Consider the following 18,194-nt stretch of genomic DNA (forward strand, 5'->3'; position numbering starts at 1 on the left):
GAGAGCCGTGAGTACGGTGGTGTTCCGCCGGCTTCCGCGTCAACCGGGGCCCGCGCTGCCGCGCGGCGAGGTGCTGCTGGAGTCCCCGCCCGAGCTGCCGGAGCCGAAGGCCAAGGGCATGGGGCAGGTGCTGATGATCCTGCCGATGCTCTGCGGCGTCGGCGCGATGGCCTTCCTCTACGCCGGCCGCGGCGGCGGCATGATGACGTACGTCGCGGGTGGCCTGTTCGGTGTGTCCATGTTGGGCATGGCGATCGGCACGCTCGGCAATGGCGGCAACGACAAGGCCGAGCTGAACGCGCAGCGGCGCGACTACATGCGCTACCTGGCGCAGATGCGCAAGCGCACCCGCCGGGCCGCCGAGCAGCAGCGCGCCGCGATGACCTGGCGGCACCCGGAGCCGGACGCGCTCTGGTCGATCGCCGCCTCCCGCCGGCTGTGGGAGCGGCGGATCACCGAGGACGACTTCGGCGAGGTGCGGATCGCGCTCGGCCCGCAGCGGCTGGCGGTGGAGATCGTGCCGCCGGAGACCAAGCCGGTGGAGGACCTGGAGCCGATGAGCGCGATCGCGCTGCGCCGGTTCGTCCGGGCCCACTCCAGCGTGCCGGACCTGCCGACCGCGTTGTCGCTGCGCGCGTTCAGCCGGATCGCGTTGCGCGGCGACCGGGAGCCGGTGCTCGACCTGGCCCGGGCCGCGCTGGGGCAGCTCGTCACGTTCCACGCCCCGGAGGACCTGCTGGTCGTCGTCGTGGCCGCGCCGGACCGGCAGCCGGTCTGGGACTGGGTGAAGTGGCTGCCGCACGCCCAGCACCCGGGGCGTACCGACGCGGCGGGCGCGCGCCGGATGGTGTTCGCCGCGCTGGACGAGGCGGAGACCGCGCTGGCCCAGGAGCTGGGCGGGCGGCCCCGGTTCGCGCCGGAGGCGAAGCCGCTGACCACCGCGCCGCACGTGGTGGTGGTGCTGGACGGCGGCGAGGTCTCGGCGACCTGCGCGCTGACCGGGCCGGGCCTGCTCGGCACCACAGTGGTCGACCTGTCCGGCACGGTGCCCCGCGACGCCGGGCGCTGGCTGCTCTGCCTGGACGCCGGCGACGGCACCGGCCTGGACCTGGTCCGCGGCACCGCCACGTCCCGGCTCGGCAGCCCGGACCGGCTGTCCCTGTCCGCCGCCGAGGGGCTGGCCCGGCAGATCGCCCCGTTCCGGCTCTCCCAGCAGCAGGGCGCGAGCACCGAGGAGCCGCTGGCCCGCAGCATGGAGCTGCCCGACCTGCTCGGTGTCGGCGACGCGGCCACCGTGGACGTCCGGCAGACCTGGCGGCCGCGCAGCCACCGCGACCGGCTGCGCATCCCGCTCGGCCTGGGCCCGGACGGCAACGTGGTCGAGCTGGACTTCAAGGAGTCCGCGCACGAGGGCATGGGCCCGCACGGTCTGGTGATCGGCGCGACCGGCTCCGGCAAGAGCGAACTGCTGCGTACGGTGGTCGCCGCGCTGGCCGTGACGCACTCCTCGGAGGAGCTGAACTTCGTCCTGGTCGACTTCAAGGGCGGTGCGACGTTCGCCTCGCTGGACGCGCTGCCGCACACCAGCGCGGTGATCACCAACCTCTCGGACGAGCTGCCGCTGGTGGACCGCATGCGGGACGCGCTCGCCGGTGAGATGAACCGCCGGCAGGAGGTGCTGCGGGCGGCCGGCAACTACGTCTCCCGTTACGACTACGAGAAGGCGCGGGCGGCCGGTGAGCCGCTGGAGCCGATGCCGAGCCTGCTGATCATCTGTGACGAGTTCTCCGAGCTGCTGGCCGCCAAGCCGGACTTCATCGACCTGTTCGTGATGATCGGCCGCCTCGGCCGGTCGCTCGGCGTGCACCTGCTGCTCGCCTCGCAGCGGCTGGAGGAGGGCAAGCTGCGCGGCCTGGACACGCACCTGTCGTACCGGATCGGTCTGCGCACGTTCTCGGCGGTGGAGAGCCGGATCGTGCTGGGCGTGCCGGACGCGTACGAGCTGCCCAGCGCGCCGGGTCACGGTTACCTGAAGACCGACACCGCCACGATGCTGCGGTTCCGTGCGGCGTACGTGTCCGGCCCGTACCAGGCGCCGGGGCAGGCGCAGCGCTCCACCCGGGCGCAGGTGCAGCGGCGGATCGTCCCGTACGGCATCGACTACGTGCCGGCGCCGGCGCTGCCGAGTCCGGCGGAGGCCACGCCGGAGCCGGAGCAGTCGGGCGACGGCAAGGCGGTGGCCATGCTGGACGTGCTGATCGACCAGCTCAAGGGCCGCGGCAAGCCGGCACACCAGGTCTGGCTGCCGCCGCTGGCCGAGCCGTCCGGGCTGGCCGAGCTGCTGCCGAAGCTGAGCGTGCACCCGACGTACGGCCTGACCACCGCCGACTGGCCGGGCCGCGGCCGGCTCGCCGTGCCGGTCGGCATCGTGGACCGCCCGTACGAGCAGCGCCGCGACCCGATGATGGTCGACCTGGCCGGGGCCGGCGGCAACGTGGTGATCGTCGGCGCGTCGCTGAGCGGCAAGAGCACGATGTTGCGCTCGATGCTGGCCTCGCTGGCGCTCACCCACACGCCGCGCGAGGTGCAGTTCTTCTGCCTCGACTTCGGTGGTGGCGCGCTGCGCAGCCTGGACGGGCTGCCGCACACCTCGGGCGTGGCGGGGCGGCGGGACACCGAGGCGGTCCGGCGGACGGTCGCCGAGGTGGTCGCGGTTATCGACGAGCGGGAGAACCGGTTCACCCAGCACGGCATCGACTCGGTGGCCAGCTACCGGCGCCGCCGCGCGGCCGGTGAGTTCGCCGACGACCCGTTCGGTGACGTCTTCCTCGTGGTGGACGGCTGGAACACGCTGCGCCAGGAGTACGAGGAGCTGGAGCAGACCATCACCAACCTGGCCAACCGGGGCCTCGGCTTCGGCGTCCACGTGGTGATCACGGCGGTGCGCTGGGCGGAGATCCGGATCAACATGCGGGACCTGCTCGGCACCAAGCTGGAGCTGCGGCTCGGTGACCCGTCGGAGTCGGAGATCGACCGGCGGGCCGCGCAGAACGTGCCGGTCGGCGCGCCGGGTCGCGGCCTGACCCGGGACAAGCTGCACTTCCTGACCGCGATCTCGCGGATCGACGGCAAGCGCGACATCGAGGACCTGACCGAGGCGTCGGTGGCGCTGGCCGGGCACGTCGCGGCGAACTGGCCGGGCCGTCCGGCGCCGAAGGTCCGGCTGCTGCCGCGCAAGCTGGCGGTCACCGAGCTGGCGAAGGTGGTCGACCGGTCCGTGCCGGGCATCCCGATCGGCGTCAACGAGTCGGCGCTCGCCCCGGTCCACCTGGACCTGGCGAGCGAGCCGCACCTGACCGTGTTCGGCGACGCCGAGTGCGGCAAGACGAACCTGCTGCGGCTGATCGCCCGGGGGATCGCCGAGCGGTACACCCCGGCCCAGGCGCGGCTGGTCATCGCCGACTACCGGCGCGGCCTGCTCGGCGCGGTCGAGGGGGACCACCTGCTCGACTACGCGCCGTCGAACCAGGTGTTCAGCCAGGGTCTCGGCTCGATCCGCAGCGCGTTGCAGAACCGGCTGCCCGGCCCGGACGTGACCACCGCGCAGCTGCGCGACCGGAGCTGGTGGAAGGGGCCGGACCTCTACATCCTGGTGGACGACTACGACCTGGTCGCCTCCGGCGGCAGCAATCCGCTCAGCGCGCTGCACGAGCTGCTGCCGCAGGCGCGGGACATCGGCCTGCACCTGATCGTCACGCGGCGGGTCGGTGGTGTGGCCCGGGCGCTGTACGAGCCGGTGCTGCAGCGTCTGCGTGAGCTGGACTCGCCGGGACTGCTCATGTCCGGCAGCCGGGAGGAGGGCGCGGTCTTCGGCAACCTGCGGCCGACCCCGCAGCCGCCGGGCCGGGGCACGCTGGTGCGCCGCCGCGACGGCCAGCAGCTGATCCAGACCGCCTGGACGGAACCGGTCTGACGGGACGGACGGCGGGCGTCACTTCCGGTAGCGTCGGCCCGATCGATCGTCGCGATTACGGGGAGAGCCGGAGTTGAGCAGCCCGTCGGGTATCGGTGGAGCCCTGGAGGGCCTGTTGCGGCAGGCGCAGGAGCAGCAGCGGCGGCTGGCCGAGCTCCAGCGGCAGCGTGCGGAGCTGCGGGTCACCGGGGAGAGCCCGGACGGGCTGGTGCGGGTGACCGTGGACGGCGACATGAAGGTCGGCGGCATCGAGCTGAACGCGCGGGCCATGCGGCTGGACAGCTTCTCCCTGGCCGAGTCGATGCAGGCCGCGATCGACGCCGCGTACGCGGCCTTCGAGGAGCGGCAGCGGGAGATGCTGGGCGAGATGCTCGGCGACTCCGAGACGGTCCGCCGGGCGCAGGACGGCACGCTGACCCCGGAGGACTGGTTCCGTCAGTTCGGGGTGGATCTGTCCGACCCGACCCGCAATCTGCGGCGCTGAGCGAGAGGGGACGACGATGCCGAACACCGTCGACGTCGACGCGATCCGGAAGGCGAGCCGGATACTCGACGCCCCGGACGGGCCGATCCAGTACCTGCGCAACGTCGAGGCGCTGCTGGCCGAGGTCAAGCTGCCCGGCGGCGCGCTGAGCTGGTTCGGCACCGGGGCGGTGGAGCGGCACAACGCGGCCGTGGACGGGCACCTCGACAACGTCCGCACCGGCGCGGAGCATCTGCGCAAGGCCGCCGCGCAGCTCGAACAGAGCGCGCAGAACTGGGAGAAGTCGGATCAGCCCTGGGTGGTCAAGTGACCGGCTGGGCCCGCCAGGGGAAGGACGCCTGATGCCACCGGAGATCCTCATCGCCAACGCCTCGGGGACGGTGACCGGCTCGGTGTCGGTCGCCCAGACCACGGCGCCGGTGCGGTCGGCCGCGGCCATCGCCCGGGGCAACCTGGTCTGGATCGCCGCCTCGGCGGCGCTGATCGGCACCATCCTCTACCTGGAGTCCTTCGACAACCAGCAGGTGAACGAGTCCATCAAGAAGTGGGACGAGGCGGCCCGCCTGCTCGGCGCGGACCAGTTCGGCGCGGCGATGGCGGCGGTCCCGCCGGAGGCGTCGGAGTGGGACTTCGACGACCGGGACGCGTTCGACCAGTTCATGCGCAAGCTCGGCGCGGAGATCAACTCGCTGGCCGAGGCGTTCGCCGCCAACCGCGACACGCTCACCGCGGCCCGGGACGCGTACAACGACGCGGTGTCCGGCCTGGCGCAGGCGCTCATGCCGATCCTGGTCGCGGTGATCGCCTCGATCGCGCTCCAGTTCTTCCCCGCGACCACCGCGCTGGCCCAGGCCATCGGCATCGCCGGCCTGGCCGCCACCGCCGCGATCCTGGTCCTGGTCTTCGGCGAGATCAGCGCGTTGCTGCACGCGCTGATGGCCGCGTTCCACACGGACAGCCGGTTCACGTTCACCGCGGACTCCCGGCCCGGCTGGGCGCCCGCCGGCTCCGACCCGGACATCAAGGACATCAAGATCGACTGGGTTCGGGACTCCGCGTTCTACAGGTGACGGGAGCGGGGCATGGACACTCTGATCTTCGTACTGTTCCTGTACGTCCTGCTGACCATCCCGGTCTTCGTGCTCCTGATGCTGTTCGCCGTGCTGACCCGCTCGGCGCGGCTGCGGCGGGCCGCCGAGGTGGTCTCGCTGAGCGCCTGCGCGGCGCTGCTGGTGCTGACGTTCGAGCGCGCGTTCGAGAAGCCGCTGCTGTGGATCGTGGTGGTACTGCTGGTCGCGGTGCTGGCCTTCGGTGTGTCGACGATCGTCAAAGCCGCACGTGAGCGGCCCTGACCTCGGGACGGACCGTCCAACTCGTACGGACAGCGCCGGATCGCCTTGCCGATTCCGGGCTGTCGGAGTACGTCGATGGGCCGGCAGGGCTGCGCGGGTTGGACATCGTCCGCTACGGTTCGGATGAAGTGTCCGTCGGTGGGGTGTGTTCGCCTTGCCGCGGGGGAGGGCGCGGCGGAACCGCCGCCACAAAAGACGGAAGGGTGTGAAGCATGGCGTTCGAGGTCAGTGCAGCGACTCTGCACACCGCCGCGAGTGACGTGCGGTCCACGCGCAGCGAGGTTGACGGTGAGCTCAAGAAGCTGTGGAACGTGGTCGACGACCTCGCGATGGCCTGGAAGGGCCAGGCGTCCACGGGCTTCCAGAGCCTGATGACTCGCTGGACCGAGGACACGAACAAGCTGCTGACCGCGATGGACAACATCGCGGACCTGCTCGACAAGTCGGGCACCACGCACCAGGTCAACGACGAAGAGCAGCAGCAGATGCTGGACAAGTTCCACGCTGCTCTCAACCCGTGATCCGCGAAGACAGGCAGAGGAGGAATCGATGAGCATCAAGGTTGACTACGCTGTTCTGGAGAGCAGCAACCAGCAGATGCAGGCCATCTCGCGGATCATCGACGAGAAGCTGGACACGCTGCGGGCGATGCTGACCAAGCTCGAGTGGGAGGGCCAGGACCGGGCCGCCTACCAGCAGCACCAGGCCCAGTGGGACGCCGCCGTGCGGGACATCAACAAGGTCCTGAACGAGATCGGCGGCGCGGTGGGCATCGCGCGCGAGAACTACATGACCACGGAGATGAGCAACTCCAAGGTCTGGGGCAGCTGACCCCCGACCGGTCCACGACGGCTCCGCTCCGGCTCGTGCCGGGCGGAGCCGTCGTGTATTCCGGCCCTGTCTCGTGTATTTCCGGCCCGGCCGTGCGGCGCGAGGCGGTCGGTCAGGCGTCCTGCGGGACGTCCCGCCGGCCGGGGCGCCATCCGCGTCGCCGGCCGCGGGTCAGGATCGGCCGCAGCGTCAGCAGGACCCCGGCGAGCAGGCCGCCGACGACGGCGACCCAGATCGCGACGGTGCGCTGCCAGGCCAGCGGATCGGTGGGCGGCGCCGGCGGCGGCATGGCGCCCAGCGGCGGGTCCGTGCGGGTGCCGAGCAGGCTGGTCACCGCCCGGTAGGGGTTGACCATCCCGTAGCCGACGTCGGCGTTGTGCCCGTCGGGCGGGTTGTCGGCGGTGCGGGTCAGCCGGTAGGCGACCTCGTCGGCGCTGATGTCGGGGTGCGCGGCCCGCACCAGCGCGGCGACACCGGAGACGTACGCGGTGGCGAAGCTCGTGCCGCCCTGCGGCTCGGCCCGGTAGCCGGACCCCTGCGGCGCGGGCCCGAGGATGTTCAGCCCGGGGCCGGCGATGTCCACATAGTCCCCGCTGACCGAGCTGCCGACGTGGCCGCCCTGCTCGTCCACACCGGCGACGGCGATGACCCCCGGGTACGCGGCCGGATAGGCCGGCCGGTCCTCCCGGTTCTCCTGCCGGTTGCCGGCGGAGGCGACGACCACCACGTCCTTGCCGAGCGCGTACTGCACCGCCGATTTCAGCTGCGGGTCGTCGAGCGTGACCAGGGACAGGTTGATCACGTCGGCGTCGTTGTCGACCGCCCAGCGGATCGCCTTGCCGATCTCGCCCGGCACGTCCGGGTCGAAGTTCTCCTTGTTCTCGGCCAGCACGCGCAGCGGCAGGATGCGGGCCTCCGGCGCGATGCCGGTGTACGGCGAGCCGGTGCCCTCCCGCCCGGCGATGATGCCGGCCACCATGGTGCCGTGCCCGACCAGGTCACACTGGCCCTGAAGCCGGACGAGCTGGTTGAAGTCCTCGCCGGGGAGCACCCGCCCGCGCAGCAGGGGATGCGACGGTGAGACCCCGGAGTCGATCACGGCGACGGTGATCCCCGCGCCCTTGCCGACCCGCCAGGCGGAGGCCGGGTCGAGGCGGCTCAGCGCCCACGGCGTCTCGGTGGGCGCGGGGCCGCCGGTCGGCCCGCACTTCGGGGCGGCCACGGCGGGCGCGGGCACCGCCAGCGCGCCGCCGAGCAGAGCGGCTGCCGCCGCTGCCGAGAGGACGGTCCGGATCGGGTGTCCGGCCCGGGCGCGCCTCTTTGTCGCGCCCGGCCGCAAGCTGTCGCGCACGCGGTGAGATTACCGTCGCGCCGGCCCGCGCGGGCGCACGCGGTAGCGGGAACCGGTCACCGGTCGGCGGTGACGTCCCCGGCCGGCTCGGCGGCGAAGAGGGCCAGCAGGGCGCCGACCTGCTGGTCGGCCTCCGCCGGGTGCCGGAAGCGTCCCTTCGGGTTGATCGTGTACTCGTTGCGCCGCCCCACGCGGGTGCGCCGCAGGTATCCCCCGGCTTCCAGGTCGGCGACGATGGCCTGGGCCGCCCGCTCGGTGACGCCCACCTCGTCGGCCACGTCCCGCAGCCGCGCCGTGGGGTTGCGCGCGATCGCCAGCAGCACATGTCCGTGATTGGTGAGGAAGGTCCAGTTGCGGCGGCTCCCGTCCTCACCTGGTGTCGTCGCCATGGTGGCCATGCTATGGCCATCGACGCTGCCGACCCGAATCGGACGCGGGCCGGCACGGGAAAGTATGAAATGCGTATCACGAATCTTGACGTGCCCCTGACGCCGTGTGACCGTGAAGTCGCGAGGCCGTCCGGCCTGGTCGTTCCGCAGGTAGACGAGGTGAGGCAGATGACGCCGAGAAGCCCGGAGCAGGCGCTCGCCGAGCTGCGTGCCGGCAACCACCGGTTCGTCACCGGTGTGCCGCAGCATCCGAATCAGGACGCCGGGCACCGGGCGGCGGTGGCCGACGGCCAGCACCCCTTCGCGGTGATCGTCGGCTGCTCCGACTCGCGGCTCGCCGCGGAGATCATCTTCGATCGGGGTCTCGGTGACCTCTTCGTGGTGCGTACCGCCGGGCACACCGCCGGGCCCGAGGTGCTCGGCAGCGTCGAGTACGCGGTCACCGTGCTGGGCACGCCGCTCGTGGTGGTGCTCGGGCACGACTCCTGCGGCGCGGTCCAGGCCGCCCGGGAGGGGGTCCGGACCGGCGCCGCTCCGGCCGGGCACCTGGGAGCGGTGGTGGACGCGGTCTCGCCCAGCCTGCTGCGCGCCGCCCGGCAGGGCATCGACGACCTCGACGGCATCATCGACGTCCACATCGCGCAGACCGTGGAGACGCTGCTGGCCCGGTCCTCCGTGCTGGCCGAGCGGGTCGCGGCGGGCCGGTGCACGGTGGCGGGGATGTCGTACCGGCTCTCCGGCGGCGAGGTGCGGACAGTGGCGCAGGTCCCGGCGTCACTGCCCGCTCCCTCGTCGCCGGCGGACGCGGACGCGGCGCTGGCCGGCTGACCGGAGCGCCGGACGACGAAGGGGCCGCCCACGGGGGCGGCCCCTTCTTGCTGCGTCCAGGTCAGAGCATCGACATGTGGACGTGGTCGGTGTGGTTCGACGGCCCGCTGTACGACCTCCAGCCGGTGGCCGGGAACCAGATCTGCCGGTTCCAGATCACGTAGTAGATGCCCAGCCGGTCGGCGTTGCGGATGAGGAAGGCGGCCACGTCGTTGCCGTACTTGCGGGTGTCGTTGTTGTGCCAGGGTGAGAAGCCGCTGTTCTGCAGCGACCAGTCGCACGCCTTGCCCTTGGGGTGCTCCCATGGCCCGCCCGGCCGGTAACAGCCCACGAAGCGCGTGTAGCCGGCGCGCCGGACCTCCTTGTAGGCGTGCAGCGTCCGCGGCGTGATGCAGCCCGAGGTGGTCGGGTCGTTCTCGCTGCACGACTCGGCCTTCCAGCCGCCGTCGGCGGTGCGGCCGGGGCCGATCTTGGCGACCGGTGAGGTGGCGTCGACCAGGCCGCCGGTGAAGCCGAGGCCGCCGACGAGCTTGAGGGCGCGTTCGGCCTGCACCTTCTCGCGCTCCATCGCGTTCTTCTGCTTCTCCTGCTCGCGCACCTCGGCGTCGAGCGCGATCTTGGCCGTCTCGGCGCGGTTCTTGACCGCGTTGATGGCGGCCAGGCGCTGCGCGTTGAGGAGGTTCAGCTCGTCCAGGGCGTTGACGCGGCGGACGAACGAGTCGGGCGAGTTGCTCTCCAGCAGCATCGCCATCGCGCCCATCCGGCCGGTCCGGTAGGACTGGGCGGCGAGCTGGTTGACCTGCGGGCTGAGCGCCTCGAGTTCGGCCTGTGCCGCCTGTACCTCGGCGGCCAGCCGCCGCTGGCGGTCCTGCGACTTGGCCAGCTTCGCCTTCGCCTGGAGGAAGTTCCGGTTGGCGCTGTCGATCGCCTCGGTGATGAGCGGTGGTTCGCCGTCCTCCTCGTGCCCGGACGGCTTCGGGGCCGCCGCGGCGGGGGCCGCCGTCGCCGAGTTCGGCCCGGCCAGCACTGCCAGCGAGGCCAGCACGGCCACCAGGGGTGTCAGCCAGCGGCGCAGGGGTGGCGTCACAGTGTTCCCTTCCGTCGGCCGCCGACCGGGTTAGCTGACGGGTTCGGGACGGAAGTGGCCCCTACCGCTCGCGCGGATTCACCCCATGTACCTGGTTCCCCGGCTCGCCCGCAGGCGATTGGGCGGCGGCACCGCTGGCGCCGGTGCGCGCCTTCGGCGGTGACCGGCAGCGAGGTTACCCGACAGCACTCCTGCGGATCTACGTCCGGAAGCCGACCAATAGCGAGATTTCGCCGTGGCGCACCGTGACCAGCGTCGCGTTTGAAATCGATGGTCACCGTGCGGAGTGTCACCATGTCGCCTCCGTACTCTTTCCGCCGCCGAGCGCCTCCAGCGCGTCGTCGCGTCCGGCCGGCGGACGGGGCGGCGGGGGCACGGGCGACGCCGGCTCCGGACCGGGCGCGCGCCGTCCGGCGGTGGTCACGATCGCGGCCAGTGCGGTCGTCAGCGGTACGGCGGCGATCAGGCCGAGCGTGGCCACCGCGCTGCGGACGATCTCCTGGGCGAGGAACTCGCTGGTGAGGATCTGGCTCACCGGGCGGGAGTCGGCGACCAGCAGGAGCAGCAGTGGCAGCGACGCGCCCGCGTACGCCAGCACGATGGTGTTGACGGTGGACGCGATGTGGGCCCGGCCGACGCGGGTCGCCGCCCGGTAGAGCTGCCGCCGGGACAGCCCCGGGTTGGCGTGCGCGAGTTCGGTGACGGTGGCCGCCTGGGTGACGGTGACGTCGTCCAGCACGCCCAGCGAGCCGATGATGATGCCCGCCAGCAGCAGTCCGTGCAGGTCCACGTCGCCCTGGAACATGGACAGCGTGGTGGCGTCCTCGCTGCCGAAGCCGGTCAGGTGGGTGGCGGACGTGGCGAGCAGGCCGAGCACGCCGGTGATCACCAGGCTGCCGAGCGTGCCGAGCACCGCCACCGACGTCTGCGCGGTGATCCCGTGCGTCAGGTAGAGCACCACGAACATGATCAACGCGGCGCCCACGATCGCCACCAGCAGCGGCGGCTGGCCGCCACCGATGCCGGGCAGCACGAAGCCGAGCAGGATGGCGAAGCTGGCCGCCAGGCCGCCGAGCGCGGCGAGCCCGCGCCAGCGGCCGAACGCCACGATCGCGGCGGCGAAGAGCACCAGCAGCCAGATCAGCGGTGTGCCGCGCTGGTGCTCGGCGATGTTGTAGGACTTCACCGAAGGATCGGCCGGGTCGATCAGCTCGACCAGGACGATCTTGTCGCCGACCTCGACCCGGGGCGCGCCCGGTCCGGCCGGGAGCGGCGTCTCGACCTGCCGTCCCGCGTCCGGGCCCTGCTCGGCGGCGACGGTCGCGGTGCCGCAGGGGCCGCCCGCGCCCTCCGGGGCCTCCGGCGTCGGCGGGCAGGGTTCGGTGACCACCCGGGTCACGGTGCCGTGGTAGCGGGGGACGTCCGCGCCGCCGACCGGCTCCCGGTCCTGCCGGGGCCAGAGCACCAGCGCGGCGATCACGGTGAGCGCGAACAGCGGCACCACCACGGCGACGAGCAGCCGCCGTACGCCCGGTGGCGTGGGCGGTGCGGGGCGGGTGTGGTCGGCACCCAAGGCGTCTCTCCCAACGGTCGCGGCGACGCCTGGTCCGCCGGACCGGTCTGGTCACCGGGCCGGCGCGGACGTGTCGACCACGTCCGGGTCGTCGCTCCGACATGGTAGGCAGCCCGGCTGGGTGCTCCCGGACACCGTGACCGGTGACGCGCGCCCGCGCGGGTCAGGCCAGTCCGGCCCGGCGTCGCCGGTACTCGTCCTCGTCGATCTCGCCGCGGGCGTACCGCTCGTCGAGGATGCGCCGGGCCGCCGTCGGCCCGGACCGCTGCGGGCCGGTCCACCGCACGGCCAGCCAGAGGAGCCCTGCCAGCACCGCCAGCACCGCCAGGGACCAGATCCACATCCAGCCCATCATCGGGCTCTGCCACATCATCGGGCCGCCCTCCGTCCGTCACTGCGGGTCCGCCGGGGCCGGCCTGCCCGCCACTTCGACGGTACGGCCGCACGGGCGCGTCGGCGCGGGTCGATGTGCCCTGCTCGGAGGGGCGGAGGTCCCGTTCAGCCGCGCTTCATCAGGCGGCCGACGGCGGCCATCATCTCGGTCGCCATCTCGTCGGCCCGGCCCTCGGCGGCGCCCTCGTGCATGCAGTGCCGCGCGTGCCCGTCGAGCAGGCCGAGGCCGACCTTGTCCAGCGCCGCCTGGATGGCCGAGATCTGGGTCAGCACGTCGATGCAGTAACGGTCGTCCTCGACCATCTTCTCGATGCCACGGACCTGACCCTCGATCCGGCGGAGCCGGGCGAGGAGCTGGTCCTTGCTGGCGGTGTAGCCCCGGGTCGGGCTGGACGGAGCGGTCATGAGAACGAGGATAGCGTACCCCTCGGGGGTATGCTAACGTTCCGGCTGTACCCCCAGGGGGTATGAGATCGGAGGGCGACATGGAGAGCACCTACCAGGTGAGCGGCATGACCTGCGGCCACTGCGTCAACTCGGTGAGCACCGAGCTGAGCGCGCTTCCGGGCGTCACCGGCGTCCAGGTCGACCTGGCCACCGGCCGGGTCACCGTCACCAGTCAGAACCCGCTGGACACGGACGCCGTCCGCGCGGCGGTCGACGAGGCCGGCTACGACCTCGTCGGTGCGTGACGGGTCCACGGGACCCGCAGAACCGAGGAGAAACCATGAACACGGCGACGAAGCTCAGCGGCTTCGCGCTCGGCCTCGTGGCGGTCTTCGGCGCGGCGTACGGGATCGGCAACCTGGCCGATCCCGTCGCCCCGGCCGCCGAGACCCGCCACGACGACAGCGGCAGCGACCACGGGACCGGCGACACCGGTCACGGTGACGAGAACGGCGCCGACGCGCACCTGCCCGGCGGGCTGCTCGTCTCCGAAGGCGGCTACACGCTCCAGCCCGCCACCGCGCCGGCCGGGCAGTTCGCCTTCCGGATCACCGGCCCGGACGGCACGCCGGTCACCCGCTTCGAGGTGGCCCACGACAAGCGCATGCACCTGATCGTCGCGCGCCGGGACCTGTCCGGCTTCCGGCACGTCCACCCGGAGATGGCCGGCGACGGCACCTGGCGGGTCGCCTCCCCGCTCGACGGCCCCGGGGTGTGGCGGGCGTTCGCCGACTTCACGCCCGAAGGCGGCGAGCCGCTGACCCTCGGCCTGGACGTCACGGTCCCCGGCGAGCTGGCCGCCCGGCCGCTGCCGGCGCCGGTGACCAGCACCACCGTCGACGGCTACACAGTCATGCTGACCGGCACGCCGGAGCCGGGCCGGACCAGCCGGCTCACGCTCTCCGTCAGCCGCGACGGGCGACCGGTCACCGACCTTCAGCCCTACCTCGGCGCGTACGGGCACCTGGTGGCGCTGCGGCAGGGCGACCTGGCGTACCTGCACGTGCACCCGGAGGGCACACCCGGCGACGGGCGCACCCCCGCCGGTCCGGCGATCACGTTCGCCGCCGAGGTGCCCTCGGCCGGGGCGTACCGTCTCTACCTGGACTTCCGGCACGGCGACGCGGTGCACACCGCCGAATTCACCGTGCTGGCCGGCGACCGGACCGCGCCGGTATCCACCACCGCACCGACCCCGGACGCCGGACACGGCACGCCGGGGCACGGGCACAGTTGAGCGCCGGAGGTGCCGCGATGACTGCCACGGGAAAGACGCTGCCCACCGCGCCGAACCTGATCGAACTGGCGATCGGCGGGATGACCTGCGCGTCCTGTGCCGCCCGGATCGAGAAGAAGCTCAACCGGATGGACGGCGTCGAGGCGACAGTGAACTACGCCACCGAGAAGGCCACCGTCCGGTACGCCGACGACATCGCGCCGGCCGACCTGATCGCCACCGTCGAGAAGACCGGCTACACCGCCGTGGTGCCGCCCCCGCCCGAGCAGGCGGCCGCAGCGGCCGGGGAGCCGGCGGACGAGCTGCGCGTCGCGCGTACCCGGCTCTGGGTCTCCGCCGTGCTCACGCTGCCGGTGATCGTGCTCGCCATGGTCCCGGCCTGGCAGTTCGACTACTGGCAGTGGGCCTCGCTCACGCTGGCCGCCCCCGTGGTGGTCTGGGGCGGGCTGCCGTTCCACCGCGCCGCGCTGGTCAACCTGCGGCACGGCGCGGCGACCATGGACACGCTCGTCTCGCTGGGCACGCTCGCCGCGTTCGGCTGGTCGCTCTGGGCGCTGTTCCTCGGCGACGCCGGCATGCCCGGGATGAAGCACCCGTTCAGCCTCGACATCACCCGGGGCGACGGCGCCGGCAACATCTACCTGGAGGCCGCCGCCGGGGTGACGGTGTTCATCCTGGCCGGGCGGTACTTCGAGGCCCGCTCCAAGCGCACCGCCGGGGCGGCGCTGCGCGCCCTGCTCGAACTCGGGGCCAAGGACGTCGCGGTGCTGCGCGGCGGCCAGGAGGTCCGGGTCCCGGTCGACCGGCTCGCGGTCGGCGACCGGTTCGTGGTCCGGCCCGGCGAGAAGATCGCCACCGACGGCGTGGTCGAGGAGGGCACCTCGGCCGTCGACGCCAGCATGCTCACCGGCGAGTCGGTGCCGGTGGAGGTGGGGACGGGCGACACCGTGACCGGCGCGACTGTGAACGCCGGTGGCCGGCTGGTCGTCCGGGCCACCCGGGTCGGCGGCGACACCCAGCTCGCCCAGATGGCACGGCTCGTGGAGCAGGCGCAGACCGGCAAGGCGGCGGTGCAGCGGCTCGCCGACCGGATCTCCGGCGTCTTCGTGCCGATCGTGATCGCGCTGGCCGCCGGCACGCTCGGCTGGTGGCTCGGCACCGGCTCCGGTACGACCGCCGCGTTCACCGCCGCGGTGGCCGTGCTGATCATCGCCTGCCCGTGCGCGCTCGGCCTGGCCACGCCGACCGCGCTGCTCGTCGGCACCGGACGCGGCGCGCAGCTCGGGGTGCTGATCAAGGGGCCGGAGATGCTGGAGTCCACCCGCCGGGTCGACACCGTGGTGCTGGACAAGACCGGCACCGTCACCACCGGCCGGATGGCGCTGGCCGAGGTGCTGCCCGCCGACGGCGAGGACGCCGACGAACTGCTCCGGGTGGCCGGCGCGCTGGAGGCCGCCTCCGAGCACCCGATCGCGCGGGCCGTCGCCGAGGCCGCGGCCGAAGCCGGACCGTTGCCGCCGGTCGGCGGGTTCGCCAACGCCGAAGGGCTGGGCGTGACCGGCACCGTGGACGGCCGGACCGTGGTGGTCGGCCGGGCACGGCTGCTGCGCGAGCGGGGTCTCGACGTACCCGAGGAGATCGCGCGGGCCGCGACCGGCGCGGAGGCCGCCGGCCGGACGGCGATCCTGGCCGGCTGGGACGGGCGGGCCCGGGGCGTGCTCGCGGTGGCCGACGCGGTGAAGCCGACCAGCCGGACGGCCGTCGCGCGGCTGCGCGAACTGGGGCTCACCCCGGTGCTGCTCACCGGCGACAACGCCACGGTGGCGAAGGCGGTGGCCGCCGAGGTCGGCATCGACGAGGTGATCGCGGAGGTGCTGCCCGCCGAGAAGGTCGCGGTGGTCGAGCGGCTGCAGGGCGAGGGCCGGGTGGTCGCGATGGTCGGCGACGGGGTCAACGACGCCGCCGCGCTGGCCCGGGCCGACCTCGGGCTGGCCATGGGCACCGGCACCGACGCGGCCATCGAGGCCGCCGACCTGACGCTGGTCCGGGGTGACCTGACCGCCGCCGCGGACGCCATCCGGCTCTCCCGGCGCACGCTGGCGATCATCAAGGGAAACCTGTTCTGGGCGTTCGCCTACAACGTCGCGGCGCTGCCGCTGGCGGCCGCCGGGCTGCTCAACCCGATGCTCGCCGGGGCGGCGATGGCCTTCTCGTCGGTCTTCGTGGTGGGCAACAGCCTGCGGCTGCGGCGCTTCCGCCCGATCGGGTGAGGGGATTGGGCGGGCGGTCGACGGGGTAACCAGTTGTCGTCAGGCAATCGCATCAGTGGAGGTCATCATGGGTCTCGACGACAAGATCGACAACACGTCGCAGGACGTCTCCGGCAAGGTCAAGGAGGGCGTCGGCCGCGCCACGGACAACGAGCGCCTGGAGGCCGAGGGCCGCAACGACCAGGCCGGCGCCAAGCTCAAGCAGGCCGCCGAGAAGATCAAGGACGCCTTCAAGAGCTGACGTACGCGACGCACACCCACCGGGTCGGCCCACGGGCCGGCCCGGCGTGCTGTCCGGGCGCGGATCAGCGCGGCCCGTCACCGGCCAGGCGGGCGGCGCGGGCCTGCAGGTACCGCCGTTCCGGCAGGCTCGTGGTGGCCCGGGCGGCGGCCAGGTACGCGGCCCGCGCGTCCGCCCGGTCCCCGGCCAGGTCGAGCAGATGCGCGCGGACAGCGGTGAGCCGGTGGTGGCCGGCGGTCCGGCCGTCGGCGTCGAGCGGCTCCAGCAGCGCGAGCCCGGCGCGCGGGCCGTCCACCATGGCCACCGCGACCGCCTGGTTCAGCGTGACCATCGGGTTCGGCGCGAGGTGGGCCAGCACCCGGTAGAGCGAGACGATCTGCGGCCAGTCGGTGGTCCCGGCGGTGGGCGCCTCCGCGTGCACCGCCGCGATGGCCGCCTGCACCTGGTACGGGCCCGGCGACGACCAGGTCAGCGCCTCGGTCACCAGCGCCACCCCCTCCTCGATCGCAGCCCGGTCCCACCGGCCGCGGTCCTGCTCGGCCAGCGGCACCAGCTCGCCGTCCGGCCCGGTACGCGCCGCCCGGTGCGCGTCGGTGAGCAGCATCAGCGCCAGCAGCCCGGCCACCTCGCCGTCGTCCGGGAGCAGCCGGCGCAGCTCCCGGGCCAGCCGGATCGCCTCGGCGGTCAGCTCCGCCCGGTGCAGCGCCTCGCCGCTCGACGCCGCGTACCCCTCGTTGAAGACCAGGTAGAGCACGCGCAGCACCGCGCCCAGCCGCTCGTCCCGGTCGGCCGGCGAGGGCAGCGTGAAACGCGCGCCGGCCGCCTCGATCCGCTGCTTCGCGCGCCGGATCCGCTGGCTCATGGTCGCCTCCGGCACCAGGTACGCGCGGGCGATCTCCGCGGTGCTCAACCCGCCCACCGCACGCAGCGTGAGCGCCACCTGCGCGCTGACCGGCAGCGCCGGATGACAGCAGAGGAACAGCAGCTTCAGCGTGTCGTCCCCGCCGGGCGGCTCCTCGTCGGCGGGCGGCGCGACAGTCGCGTACGCGGGCTGCCGGACCGCCACCGCGACCTCGCGTGCCCGGCGGGCGTGCTCACCGCGCCACTCGTCGGTGAGCCGGCGGGTGGCGACGGTGACCAGCCACGCTCGGGGATGGTCCGGCAGGCCCTGCTCCGGCCACTGGACGGCGGCAGCCAGCAGCGCCTCCTGGACCGCGTCCTCGCAGGCGTAGAACTGGCCGTGCCGGCGCACGAGCACGCCGAGGACCTGCGGCGCGAGCGTGCGCAGCAGGTCCTCGACCGCAGGTGAGGTCACATCTCCGTCCCGGCCTGCTCCATCACCGCGCGCACCTCCAGCACGCCGAAACCGTGCCGCACGTCCGGCCAGCGCGCGGCGATCTCGGCAGCCCGCTCCGGTGTCTCGCAGTCGACGGTCAGGTAACCCGCGAACTGCTCCTTGCTCTCCACGAACGGCCCGTCGGTGATCTCGGTGCCGCCACCGGCGGCCGGACGGGCCGTACGGGCCTGCGACGGGTGCGCCAGCGCCTCACCGCCGACCAGCTCACCGGACTCGGACAGCTCCTTCATGATCTCGTCGACCTCGCCGAAGATCGCGTTGCGTTCCGCCTCGGACAGCTCCTCCACGAAGCCGGGCCGGTTCCAGATCAGCAGCATGTACTTCACCGTGCACTCCTCGGGTTCGGGCCACCGTCGGTGGCGCCTCGCAGACGGGTCGGAG

At 73.1% G+C, this 18,194-nt stretch carries 20 protein-coding genes and 1 riboswitch; of the genes, 12 read left to right on the plus strand and 8 right to left on the minus strand.

Annotation, left to right across the window (positions count from 1 at the left end; translation table 11 throughout):
* Positions 1-7 precede the first annotated feature (7 nt).
* The 7 genes from eccCa (at position 8) to PVK74_RS23910 (ending at position 6,640) form a co-directional block, all read left to right on the plus strand.
* Complete coding sequence (gene eccCa / locus PVK74_RS23880; protein WP_124778897.1) at positions 8-3,973, plus strand: type VII secretion protein EccCa; 3,966 nt, start codon at positions 8-10, stop codon at positions 3,971-3,973.
* A gap of 73 nt (positions 3,974-4,046) precedes the next feature.
* The gene (locus PVK74_RS23885) at positions 4,047-4,457 is read left to right on the plus strand and encodes a YbaB/EbfC family nucleoid-associated protein (protein WP_069087834.1); all 411 of its coding nucleotides are present in this window, start codon (positions 4,047-4,049) and stop codon (positions 4,455-4,457) included.
* A 16-nt stretch (positions 4,458-4,473) separates the two neighbouring features.
* A complete protein-coding gene (locus PVK74_RS23890) occupies positions 4,474-4,767 on the plus strand; it encodes a hypothetical protein (RefSeq protein ID WP_274477250.1) in 294 nt (97 codons plus the stop codon).
* A gap of 31 nt (positions 4,768-4,798) precedes the next feature.
* Positions 4,799-5,527, plus strand: a complete 729-nt coding sequence (locus PVK74_RS23895; RefSeq protein ID WP_043327081.1) for a hypothetical protein — start codon at positions 4,799-4,801, stop codon at positions 5,525-5,527.
* Between the two features lie 12 nt (positions 5,528-5,539).
* Entirely contained in the window at positions 5,540-5,809 is a 270-nt protein-coding gene (locus tag PVK74_RS23900) for a hypothetical protein (RefSeq protein ID WP_043327079.1), read from the plus strand.
* Between the two features lie 212 nt (positions 5,810-6,021).
* Positions 6,022-6,330 carry a WXG100 family type VII secretion target gene (locus PVK74_RS23905; protein ID WP_043327078.1) on the plus strand — a complete coding sequence of 103 codons (309 nt, stop codon included), beginning with the start codon at positions 6,022-6,024 and terminating at the stop codon, positions 6,328-6,330.
* Positions 6,331-6,358: 28 nt separating this feature from the next.
* Positions 6,359-6,640 (plus strand): WXG100 family type VII secretion target, encoded by a 282-nt coding sequence (locus PVK74_RS23910; RefSeq protein ID WP_043327076.1) that lies wholly within the window; start codon positions 6,359-6,361, stop codon positions 6,638-6,640.
* A 112-nt stretch (positions 6,641-6,752) separates the two neighbouring features.
* On the opposite strand, the gene mycP is transcribed toward PVK74_RS23910, so the two are convergent.
* Together mycP and PVK74_RS23920 are read right to left on the minus strand one after the other, a co-directional pair.
* On the minus strand, positions 6,753-7,991 hold the full coding sequence (gene mycP / locus PVK74_RS23915) for a type VII secretion-associated serine protease mycosin (protein ID WP_274477251.1): 1,239 nt from the start codon (positions 7,989-7,991) through the stop codon (positions 6,753-6,755).
* Between the two features lie 56 nt (positions 7,992-8,047).
* A complete protein-coding gene (locus PVK74_RS23920; RefSeq protein ID WP_043327074.1) occupies positions 8,048-8,389 on the minus strand; it encodes a helix-turn-helix transcriptional regulator in 342 nt (113 codons plus the stop codon).
* 159 nt (positions 8,390-8,548) lie between these two features.
* On the opposite strand from PVK74_RS23920, the gene PVK74_RS23925 reads away from it, so the two are divergent.
* On the plus strand, positions 8,549-9,208 hold the full coding sequence (locus tag PVK74_RS23925; RefSeq protein WP_043327072.1) for a carbonic anhydrase: 660 nt from the start codon (positions 8,549-8,551) through the stop codon (positions 9,206-9,208).
* Positions 9,209-9,269: 61 nt separating this feature from the next.
* Here PVK74_RS23925 and PVK74_RS23930 read toward each other — a convergent pair whose 3' ends face one another.
* The 4 genes from PVK74_RS23930 to PVK74_RS23945 all read right to left on the minus strand — a co-directional run bounded on the left by PVK74_RS23930 (position 9,270) and on the right by PVK74_RS23945 (position 12,666).
* Positions 9,270-10,295: a coiled-coil domain-containing protein gene (locus tag PVK74_RS23930; RefSeq protein WP_043327069.1), complete on the minus strand. Its 1,026-nt coding sequence runs from the start codon at positions 10,293-10,295 to the stop codon at positions 9,270-9,272.
* A 4-nt stretch (positions 10,296-10,299) separates the two neighbouring features.
* Positions 10,300-10,430: riboswitch (cyclic di-AMP (ydaO/yuaA leader) on the minus strand.
* A gap of 154 nt (positions 10,431-10,584) precedes the next feature.
* Positions 10,585-11,868 carry a YibE/F family protein gene (locus tag PVK74_RS23935; protein WP_113972138.1) on the minus strand — a complete coding sequence of 428 codons (1,284 nt, stop codon included), beginning with the start codon at positions 11,866-11,868 and terminating at the stop codon, positions 10,585-10,587.
* Positions 11,869-12,031: 163 nt separating this feature from the next.
* Entirely contained in the window at positions 12,032-12,241 is a 210-nt protein-coding gene (locus PVK74_RS23940; RefSeq protein WP_043327065.1) for an SHOCT domain-containing protein, read from the minus strand.
* Positions 12,242-12,366: 125 nt separating this feature from the next.
* Positions 12,367-12,666: a metal-sensitive transcriptional regulator gene (locus tag PVK74_RS23945; protein WP_013283780.1), complete on the minus strand. Its 300-nt coding sequence runs from the start codon at positions 12,664-12,666 to the stop codon at positions 12,367-12,369.
* 80 nt (positions 12,667-12,746) lie between these two features.
* On the opposite strand from PVK74_RS23945, the gene PVK74_RS23950 reads away from it, so the two are divergent.
* From PVK74_RS23950 to PVK74_RS23965, 4 genes are all read left to right on the plus strand, one after another.
* Positions 12,747-12,953, plus strand: coding sequence for a heavy-metal-associated domain-containing protein (locus PVK74_RS23950; protein ID WP_064448625.1), 207 nt, complete (start codon positions 12,747-12,749; stop codon positions 12,951-12,953).
* Positions 12,954-12,988: 35 nt separating this feature from the next.
* Entirely contained in the window at positions 12,989-13,945 is a 957-nt protein-coding gene (locus tag PVK74_RS23955) for a hypothetical protein (RefSeq protein WP_274477254.1), read from the plus strand.
* A 17-nt stretch (positions 13,946-13,962) separates the two neighbouring features.
* The gene (locus PVK74_RS23960; protein WP_187692287.1) at positions 13,963-16,215 is read left to right on the plus strand and encodes a heavy metal translocating P-type ATPase; all 2,253 of its coding nucleotides are present in this window, start codon (positions 13,963-13,965) and stop codon (positions 16,213-16,215) included.
* 67 nt (positions 16,216-16,282) lie between these two features.
* Complete coding sequence (locus tag PVK74_RS23965) at positions 16,283-16,456, plus strand: CsbD family protein (protein WP_043330702.1); 174 nt, start codon at positions 16,283-16,285, stop codon at positions 16,454-16,456.
* Between the two features lie 64 nt (positions 16,457-16,520).
* Here PVK74_RS23965 and PVK74_RS23970 read toward each other — a convergent pair whose 3' ends face one another.
* Both PVK74_RS23970 and PVK74_RS23975 read right to left on the minus strand, forming a co-directional pair.
* A complete protein-coding gene (locus PVK74_RS23970; RefSeq protein ID WP_187692286.1) occupies positions 16,521-17,771 on the minus strand; it encodes an RNA polymerase sigma factor in 1,251 nt (416 codons plus the stop codon).
* Positions 17,768-18,130 (minus strand): YciI family protein, encoded by a 363-nt coding sequence (locus tag PVK74_RS23975; protein ID WP_205796229.1) that lies wholly within the window; start codon positions 18,128-18,130, stop codon positions 17,768-17,770. Before PVK74_RS23975 ends, PVK74_RS23970 begins: the two co-directional genes overlap by 4 nt.
* Positions 18,131-18,194 lie beyond the last annotated feature (64 nt).

Source organism: Micromonospora chalcea (genome assembly GCF_028768405.1).
Lineage (GTDB): Bacteria > Actinomycetota > Actinomycetes > Mycobacteriales > Micromonosporaceae > Micromonospora > Micromonospora chalcea.

What these genes read in the sequence shown, in the direction of transcription:
- PVK74_RS23955 (WP_274477254.1), top strand. Translation starts at nt 12,989, where the DNA reads ATGAACACGGCGACGAAGCTCAGCGGCTTCGCGCTCGGCCTCGTGGCG.
- PVK74_RS23920 (WP_043327074.1), bottom strand. Translation starts at nt 8,389, where the DNA reads ATGGCCACCATGGCGACGACACCAGGTGAGGACGGGAGCCGCCGCAAC.
- PVK74_RS23900 (WP_043327079.1), top strand. Translation starts at nt 5,540, where the DNA reads ATGGACACTCTGATCTTCGTACTGTTCCTGTACGTCCTGCTGACCATC.
- PVK74_RS23965 (WP_043330702.1), top strand. Translation starts at nt 16,283, where the DNA reads ATGGGTCTCGACGACAAGATCGACAACACGTCGCAGGACGTCTCCGGC.
- PVK74_RS23890 (WP_274477250.1), top strand. Translation starts at nt 4,474, where the DNA reads ATGCCGAACACCGTCGACGTCGACGCGATCCGGAAGGCGAGCCGGATA.
- PVK74_RS23895 (WP_043327081.1), top strand. Translation starts at nt 4,799, where the DNA reads ATGCCACCGGAGATCCTCATCGCCAACGCCTCGGGGACGGTGACCGGC.
- PVK74_RS23905 (WP_043327078.1), top strand. Translation starts at nt 6,022, where the DNA reads ATGGCGTTCGAGGTCAGTGCAGCGACTCTGCACACCGCCGCGAGTGAC.
- PVK74_RS23945 (WP_013283780.1), bottom strand. Translation starts at nt 12,666, where the DNA reads ATGACCGCTCCGTCCAGCCCGACCCGGGGCTACACCGCCAGCAAGGAC.
- PVK74_RS23940 (WP_043327065.1), bottom strand. Translation starts at nt 12,241, where the DNA reads ATGATGTGGCAGAGCCCGATGATGGGCTGGATGTGGATCTGGTCCCTG.
- PVK74_RS23925 (WP_043327072.1), top strand. Translation starts at nt 8,549, where the DNA reads ATGACGCCGAGAAGCCCGGAGCAGGCGCTCGCCGAGCTGCGTGCCGGC.
- PVK74_RS23950 (WP_064448625.1), top strand. Translation starts at nt 12,747, where the DNA reads ATGGAGAGCACCTACCAGGTGAGCGGCATGACCTGCGGCCACTGCGTC.
- PVK74_RS23960 (WP_187692287.1), top strand. Translation starts at nt 13,963, where the DNA reads ATGACTGCCACGGGAAAGACGCTGCCCACCGCGCCGAACCTGATCGAA.
- PVK74_RS23975 (WP_205796229.1), bottom strand. Translation starts at nt 18,130, where the DNA reads ATGCTGCTGATCTGGAACCGGCCCGGCTTCGTGGAGGAGCTGTCCGAG.
- PVK74_RS23910 (WP_043327076.1), top strand. Translation starts at nt 6,359, where the DNA reads ATGAGCATCAAGGTTGACTACGCTGTTCTGGAGAGCAGCAACCAGCAG.